Source organism: Streptomyces sp. WELS2 (assembly GCF_013870595.1).
GTDB lineage: Bacteria > Actinomycetota > Actinomycetes > Streptomycetales > Streptomycetaceae > Streptomyces.
Window position 1 is genome coordinate 1 of sequence record NZ_JACBWZ010000264.1, and the last position, 7,545, is coordinate 7,545.

At 69.8% G+C, this 7,545-nt stretch carries 6 protein-coding genes, 1 pseudogene and 1 riboswitch; of the genes and pseudogenes, 4 read left to right on the forward strand and 3 right to left on the reverse strand.

Annotated elements, in window-relative coordinates; all coding sequences use genetic code 11:
• Both H5J33_RS37525 and H5J33_RS17100 read right to left on the reverse strand, forming a co-directional pair.
• Positions 1-164: pseudogene (locus H5J33_RS37525) on the reverse strand (trehalose-6-phosphate synthase); the annotation flags it as partial.
• A 74-nt stretch (positions 165-238) separates the two neighbouring features.
• Positions 239-1,183, reverse strand: a complete 945-nt coding sequence (locus H5J33_RS17100) for a glucosyl-3-phosphoglycerate synthase (RefSeq protein WP_181795786.1) — start codon at positions 1,181-1,183, stop codon at positions 239-241.
• Between the two features lie 157 nt (positions 1,184-1,340).
• Positions 1,341-1,486, forward strand: a riboswitch (SAM riboswitch).
• Positions 1,487-1,504: 18 nt separating this feature from the next.
• On the opposite strand from H5J33_RS17100, the gene thrC reads away from it, so the two are divergent.
• The 4 genes from thrC (at position 1,505) to groL (ending at position 5,628) form a co-directional block, all read left to right on the forward strand.
• The gene (thrC, locus tag H5J33_RS17105) at positions 1,505-2,788 is read left to right on the forward strand and encodes a threonine synthase (protein WP_181795788.1); all 1,284 of its coding nucleotides are present in this window, start codon (positions 1,505-1,507) and stop codon (positions 2,786-2,788) included.
• A complete protein-coding gene (locus H5J33_RS17110) occupies positions 2,785-3,060 on the forward strand; it encodes a MoaD/ThiS family protein (RefSeq protein WP_181795790.1) in 276 nt (91 codons plus the stop codon). Before thrC ends, H5J33_RS17110 begins: the two co-directional genes overlap by 4 nt.
• A gap of 432 nt (positions 3,061-3,492) precedes the next feature.
• Positions 3,493-3,696 (forward strand): cold-shock protein, encoded by a 204-nt coding sequence (locus H5J33_RS17115; protein WP_004986573.1) that lies wholly within the window; start codon positions 3,493-3,495, stop codon positions 3,694-3,696.
• A 309-nt stretch (positions 3,697-4,005) separates the two neighbouring features.
• Positions 4,006-5,628 carry a chaperonin GroEL gene (gene groL / locus H5J33_RS17120; protein ID WP_030779546.1) on the forward strand — a complete coding sequence of 541 codons (1,623 nt, stop codon included), beginning with the start codon at positions 4,006-4,008 and terminating at the stop codon, positions 5,626-5,628.
• Positions 5,629-6,122: 494 nt separating this feature from the next.
• Here the strand turns inward: groL and H5J33_RS17125 are convergent.
• Positions 6,123-7,545, reverse strand: a 1,423-nt coding sequence (locus tag H5J33_RS17125; protein ID WP_220212442.1) for a polysaccharide deacetylase family protein, incomplete at its 5' end; no start/stop codon positions are given.

Genomic DNA, 7,545 nt, shown 5'->3' on the forward strand with positions numbered 1-7,545 from the left:
ACCGAGTCCGCGTCCGGCCCGATGGCGGACAGTCCCGAGACCAGCCCGCCGCCGCCCCGCCGGGCGTCGAGCGAGCCGTCCTCGCGTACCTGATAGGAGACCGGGCCGCGGTTGGAAGCGACCAGTACCCGAGCTTTGCCGACAGCAGTGCGCGTGGAAGCCATACGCCTCAACCTAGCCCGGCCCGGAAACCCTCAAACGTGCGATCCACCTGCGAAGCAGTCCGGATACGGACCGTTCACGCCACCTTCCGCTCCGCGTACTCCGCGATCTCCACCATGGGCGGACGCTCCTCGGTGTCCACCGAGTAGGTACGCGGCTCGAAGCCGTCCTCGCCCCGCTCGAACTGGGTCAGCGCGGGCCGCACCAGATGGCCCCGGGCCAGCCGCAGCTGGGCCGTGCGGTAGATCGCGGCGGCCATCCGGCCGAGCGCCTGGCCGTCCTGGTGGCGGTGCTTGCGCACCCCCACGTCGACCTGGGCCAGCGCGTCCAGGCCGACCAGGTGCAGCGCGTCCACCAGCATGCCCAGCTCCACGCCGTAGCCCACCGGGAACGGCAGCTGCTCCAGCAGCGAGCGGCGGGCCGCGTACTCGCCGCCCAGCGGTTGCACGAAACCGGCCAGCTGGGGCCAGTGCATGTTCAGCAGCGGCCGGGCCATCAGCTCGGTGACCCGCCCGCCCTGCCCGGCGGAGCCCGCCAGCGGACGGTCGTACATCGCCTTGACCAGGTCCACGTCCGGGTCGGTGAGCAGCGGCCCGACGATGCCGAGCACGAAGTCGGAGGAGAACTCCCGCAGGTCCGCGTCGACGAAGCAGACGATGTCCCCGCCGGTCACCAGCAGCGAGCGCCACAGCACCTCGCCCTTGCCGGGGACGGCCGGGATGCGGGGCAGGATCGCGTCGCGGTGGACGACCCGGGCGCCGGCCCGCGCGGCGACCTCGGAGGTGCGGTCGGTGGAGCCGGAGTCGACGACCACGATCTCGTCGACGAGCGGGATCTGCTCCACGAGGTCGTGGCGGATGACGGTGACGATGTCGCCGACCGTCTCCTCCTCGTTGAGAGCGGGCAGTACGACGCTGATCGTCTGGCCCGTGCGCTGCTTGGCGGCCAGCACCCGGTGCGGCGGGCGGTCGGCCACGGACCAGGAGCGGCGGCTCAGCCAGCGCTCGACTTCTTCCAGCACGGTCGGCGGCTCCTCACTGTCACCACCACACGTCACCGTGTGATGCATCTCGCGGTTCGGACGACTATCTCAACTGTCCTGGCCTTCGGTTACAGTCTTGAACAACGCCGATGACCATCGCATGTCGGGGGGTCAAGCGGCGTTGACAACCACATACAGCTCATCCAGAGGGGCAGAGGGACACGGCCCGATGAAGCCCCGGCAACCCTCCAGCCGATTCTCGTCTTCTTCCAAGCGAGGCTCCCGGCTAGGGAAGGTGCCAAATCCGTCTCACGGCGAGATGCGTCGTGAGGAAGATGAGGAGAAAGGGCCTCGCCTCACATGGCTGTGCAGACAGTTGCAACCTCCAGCGACTCCACCGTTGACCTCGGTCCCGCATCGGCCCTCAGCTGTCGCGAATGCGGCCACCGGGTGCCCCTCGGACCCGTCTTCGCCTGCGAGGAGTGCTTCGGCCCGCTGGAGATCTCCTACGACTTCTCCGCCTACGACACCGAGGAACTGCGCCGGCGCATCGAGGCCGGCCCCGCCAGCATCTGGCGCTACGCCCCGCTGCTGCCGGTCCCGGCCGACGTCGCCGGCAAGCCCAATCTCAACCCCGGCTGGACCAAGCTCGTCAAGGCCGACAACCTCGCCCGCGAACTGGGCGTGACCGGCGGCCTGTACGTCAAGGACGACTCCGGCAACCCGACCCACTCCTTCAAGGACCGGGTCGTCGCCCAGGCCCTTGAGGCCGCCCGCGCCTTCGGCTTCACCACCCTGTCCTGCTCCTCCACCGGCAACCTCGCCGGCGCCGTCGGCGCCGCCGCCGCCCGGGCCGGCTTCCGCTCCTGCGTGTTCATCCCGCACGACCTGGAGCAGGGCAAGGTCGTCATGGCCGCGGTCTACGGCGGTGAACTCGTCGGCATCGAGGGCAACTACGACGACGTGAACCGCTTCTGCTCCGAGCTGATCGGCGACCCGGCCGGCGAGGGCTGGGGCTTCGTCAACGTCAACCTGCGGCCGTACTACGCCGAGGGCTCCAAGACGCTGGCGTACGAGATCTGCGAACAGCTCGGCTGGCGGCTGCCCGACCAGATCGTGATCCCGATCGCCTCCGGCTCCCAGCTCACGAAGATCGACAAGGGGCTCCAGGAGCTGATCAAGCTGGGCCTGGTCGAGGACAAGCCGTACAAGATCTTCGGCGCCCAGGCCGAGGGCTGCTCCCCGGTCTCCACCGCCTTCAAGGCCGGCCACGACGTCGTACGGCCGCAGAAGCCGGACACCATCGCCAAGTCCCTGGCGATCGGCAACCCGGCCGACGGCCCCTACGTCCTGGACGTGGCCCGCCGCACCGGCGGTGCCGTGGAGGACGTCACGGACCCGGAGATCGTCGACGCCATCCGGCTGCTGGCGCGCACCGAGGGCATCTTCGCGGAGACGGCGGGCGGCGTGACCGTCGGCGTGACCCGCAAGCTGCTGAAGGAGGGCCTGCTGGACCCGGCGAAGACCACGGTCGTCCTCAACACCGGCGACGGCCTGAAGACCCTGGACGCGGTGGCCGGGACCGGCCTGACCGCCACCATCCGCCCCACCCTGGACTCCTTCCGAGAGGCTGGCCTCGCATGAGCGTGACCGTTCGCATCCCCACCATCCTGCGCACCTACACCGGCGGCCGGGCCGAGGTCCCGGCCGAGGGCGGCACGCTCGGCGAGGTCATCGCGGACCTGGAGAAGAACCACACCGGGATCGCCGCCCGTGTCCTGGACGACCAGGGCAGGCTGCGCCGGTTCGTCAACGTGTACGTCAACGACGACGACGTGCGCTTCGAGCAGGGCCTGGACACGGCGACCCCCGACGGCGCCGGCATCTCGATCATCCCCGCGGTCGCCGGCGGCTGACCACGCCCCGACGGCAGGGTCCGTCACCGACCGTCCACTCGATTGCCCCCTCCGTGAGAGAAACGGAGGGGGCAATTCTGCGTGATTGAACGCGGTAGAGTTGGGGAACACGGTCGCGGCCGGGTGGTCGCGAGCCCTGGAATCATGCCGCGCACCCGATGAGAAACAGCCAAGTTGTGCGGGTTCCGCGTGGCTTTTGTGGCTTTTATGGGGCCCGACTTGCCCTGAAGTCGGGTGAATTCTCGCCATATTCCGGACCTCCGGCGTCCAGAATTCTCGTCCGATTGACCTGTTGCAGACGGCAGTTGGACAGATACATTCGGCCGCGGTCGACGCGTTCCGGCGCACGCCCCCGACCAGTTGGGGGGTGAGGTCTGACCCGGGTCCGCGAAGTGTGGATCTGTGCAAGGGCCAGTAATAGGGGAGTTAGGCATGGCTCAGGGCACCGTCAAGTGGTTCAACGCGGAGAAGGGGTACGGCTTCATCGCGGTCGACGGTGGTGCGGACGTCTTCGTCCACTACAGCGCGATTCAGATGGACGGCTACCGCACCCTGGAAGAGGGCCAGCGGGTCGAGTTCGAGATCTCGCAGGGCCAGAAGGGTCCGCAGGCCGACATGGTTCGCGTCACCGCCTGAATGTTTCGTGTGAAGGGCCCGCACCTCGCAGAGGGTGCGGGCCCTTCGCCGTACCCGCCGCCGGGTCCCGGTTCCGGCGTTCGCGGGCGGCTGACGGGCAGCGTCCCACCCGGCCGGGCGCTTGCACTCGACCATGCCGAGTGCTAATCATTGCGTTAGCACTCTGAAGGTGAGAGTGACAGTGAAGGACCGGGTCGGTGAGGCCCGCGGGCCGGGTGGGGCAAGGAACCACGAGGCCGGCGAGCCGTCCGTCGCGGGCGCGGGCGCGGTCCGAAGGAATCACCCCCAGTCCTGGAGGGACCACTTCACATGGCCAAGATCATCGCGTTCGACGAGGAGGCGCGGCGCGGCCTCGAGCGCGGCATGAACCAGCTCGCGGACGCCGTGAAGGTGACGCTCGGCCCCAAGGGCCGCAACGTCGTCCTCGAGAAGAAGTGGGGCGCGCCCACGATCACCAACGATGGTGTCTCCATCGCCAAGGAGATCGAGCTCGAGGACCCGTACGAGAAGATCGGCGCCGAGCTGGTCAAGGAAGTCGCCAAGAAGACGGACGACGTCGCCGGTGACGGTACGACCACCGCGACCGTGCTCGCCCAGGCCCTGGTCAAGGAAGGCCTGCGCAACGTCGCCGCCGGTGCCAACCCGATGGCCCTGAAGCGCGGTATCGAGAAGGCCGTCGAGGCCGTCTCCGCCGCCCTGCTGGAGCAGGCGAAGGACGTCGAGACCAAGGAGCAGATCGCCTCCACCGCGTCCATCTCCGCCGCCGACACCCAGATCGGCGAGCTGATCGCCGAGGCCATGGACAAGGTCGGCAAGGAAGGCGTCATCACCGTCGAGGAGTCCAACACCTTCGGTCTGGAGCTCGAGCTCACCGAGGGCATGCGCTTCGACAAGGGCTACATCTCCGCCTACTTCGCGACCGACATGGAGCGCATGGAGGCGGTTCTCGAGGACCCGTACATCCTCATCGCCAACTCCAAGATCTCCGCGGTCAAGGACCTGCTCCCGCTGCTGGAGAAGGTCATGCAGTCGGGCAAGCCGCTGCTGATCATCGCCGAGGACGTCGAGGGCGAGGCCCTGTCGACCCTGGTCGTCAACAAGATCCGCGGCACCTTCAAGTCCGTCGCCGTCAAGGCCCCGGGCTTCGGTGACCGCCGCAAGGCCATGCTCGGCGACATCGCCATCCTCACGGGCGGCGAGGTCATCTCCGAGGAGGTCGGCCTCAAGCTGGAGAACGCGACCCTGGACCTCCTGGGCCGCGCCCGCAAGGTCGTCATCACCAAGGACGAGACCACCATCGTCGACGGTGCCGGCTCCTCCGAGCAGGTCAACGGCCGGGTCAACCAGATCCGCGCCGAGATCGAGAACAGCGACTCCGACTACGACCGCGAGAAGCTGCAGGAGCGCCTGGCCAAGCTCGCGGGCGGCGTGGCCGTCATCAAGGCCGGTGCCGCCACCGAGGTGGAGCTCAAGGAGCGCAAGCACCGCATCGAGGACGCCGTCCGCAACGCGAAGGCGGCCGTCGAGGAGGGCATCGTCGCCGGTGGTGGCGTGGCCCTGCTGCAGGCCTCCCAGGTCTTCGAGAAGCTGGAGCTGGAGGGTGACGAGGCGACCGGCGCCAACGCCGTGCGCATCGCCCTGGAGGCCCCGCTGAAGCAGATCGCCGTGAACGCCGGCCTCGAGGGCGGTGTCGTGGTGGAGAAGGTGCGCAACCTGACCCCGGGCCACGGCCTGAACGCCGCGACCGGCGAGTACGTCGACCTGGTCGCCGAGGGCATCATCGACCCGGCGAAGGTGACGCGTTCCGCGCTGCAGAACGCCGCGTCGATCGCCGCGCTGTTCCTCACCACCGAGGCCGTCATCGCCGACAAGCCGGAGAAGGCCGCGGCCCCGGCCGGCGGCGGCATGCCGGGCGGTGACATGGACTTCTGATCGACCTCTGGGTTGATCGCCTGTCCTGCGAACGAGGGCGGTACTCCTGGCTTTGGGCCGGGGTGCCGCCCTCGGGCGTTTCCGGGGTGTGGAGAGGTTGCCGAGAGGTTGCCGTGGGGCCGCCCGCTTCTCTGCGAGTGTCGTGCTTCCGCGAGGTGGGTCGAGGGCGCGTTCCGCGTCGGCTGCGCCGATGGGCCGGTTCGGCGTCCGGCGGCCGTCTGTCACGGAGGTGCGGGACCGGTTGACCGGCCGGTCGGCGTACGGGCTACCGGCTGGCCTTCGGGTGTCCCTCGGTGGCGGGTGGGTTGTTTTCGAATCGTCTGTCCAGAACCAGCCCTCCAGGGCAGGCTGGTTCCAACGGGCTCACATGGGCGGGCCCCGGGGTCGGTGGTGCGGGCGCGCTCCCTGCCGACGGCAAGGGAGAACTCCGCCGCGCGCACGTACGGAAAAGGCCGCCCACCGAGAGGGGCGGCCTTCCGGAAACCGGCAAGGTGTCAGGGCTTGACGTGCAGCGCGGTGAAGCGGGGCCACACCGGCTCGCCCGTCTCGTTGCGTACCGCCAGCGACACGCCCCCGCTGGTACGGGCCGGGTCGAGTTCCTTCGTGGCGCGGGCCACCAGCGCGTGACCGCCGTCCACGGTGACGCGGACACCGCCGGGGGAGACCTCCAGGTTCAGCCGGTGCTGCGCCGCAGGGGTGACCTTGCCGGTCGTGACGTGTTCCGTGCCGTCGGCCGGCCGCTCGGTCACCCGCCACCCGGTCTCCGACACGGTGACCGTGACGGGCACCAGGCTGCCGTGCCCGACCTCCACCGACGCGCTGGTCTCGGTCCCGCGGAGCCCGGCGACGGTGGCGCTCACCTGGTAGGTGCTCCAGTCCGCCGTACCCATCGGCAGGTGCACGGCCGAGACGTACGTGCCGTTCGCCACCCCCTTGCCGGTCAGCGCCGCCAGGCCGGTGCCCGACGGGCTGCCCGGGAACCGCCACTGCTCGGGGTTGCGCAACGGCTCGGGAATCTCGGCGGGCGAGCGGGAGACCCACTCGTTCAGGCGCTTCACGAAGGTGTCGGTGGACGTCGTCCGCATCACCTCCAGGCGCTGCACCTGCCGCGCCGCGGCCGCGCGCGGCCCGGCCGGCAGGGGGCGCGAGGAGACGTTGGTCAGCGAGGCGGTGAACCGCTCCCGCAGCAGCCGTTCCAGCACGGACGTGTTGCGGGCGACGAGGTTGGTCGGCCCGGCCGTCTCCGAGAACGGGTAGGCGAACAGCCGGGGCGCCGGCAGGCGGTGGCCGGCGAACGCCCGCAGCGACTTGTCCAGGTCGGTGCGTACCCGGACGCGGTACTCCTCCTCGGTCTCCAGCCGCTTCTCCTTCGCCAGCCAGAGCCGGTTGGCGAGCACCGACCCCTGGTGTCCGGCGGCGTCGATCGCCGCCCGCTCGTGGCTGAGGTGCGTGTGGTCCTGGAAGTCCCAGCGCCCGGAGGCCTTCATCCGGTCGACCTCGGCCCACGACAGGTAGTACGGGCGGTGGGTGTCGACCGCGCCGGTGATCAGGAAGGACGCCGCGCGCATCTTGTGCTTGGCGAGGACCTGGTCGGCGTGCGCCCACAGGCCCCGGGTGCCGTCGTCGAAGGTGAGGTAGACGGTGTGCGGCGCCGGTGTCGTGCCCGTGGTCAGGTAGCGGGTGAACTCCTTGGTGGTCAGCGAGCGGTAGCCCGCCGCCTCCAGCTTGGCGAGCTGGGTGTCCAGCTGCTGCGGGGTGAGGGTGTAGTCGTTGGTGGGCTCGGGGTTGATGTCGTGGTAGGCGAGCACGATCGGCGCGCTCGCGCGGGTCTTGACGATCTCCGCGGGCAGCGCGTCCGGCTCGACACCGGGCGCGGCGGCCTGCGTGGACACCGCGCGCCGGGCGCTGTCGTAGCTC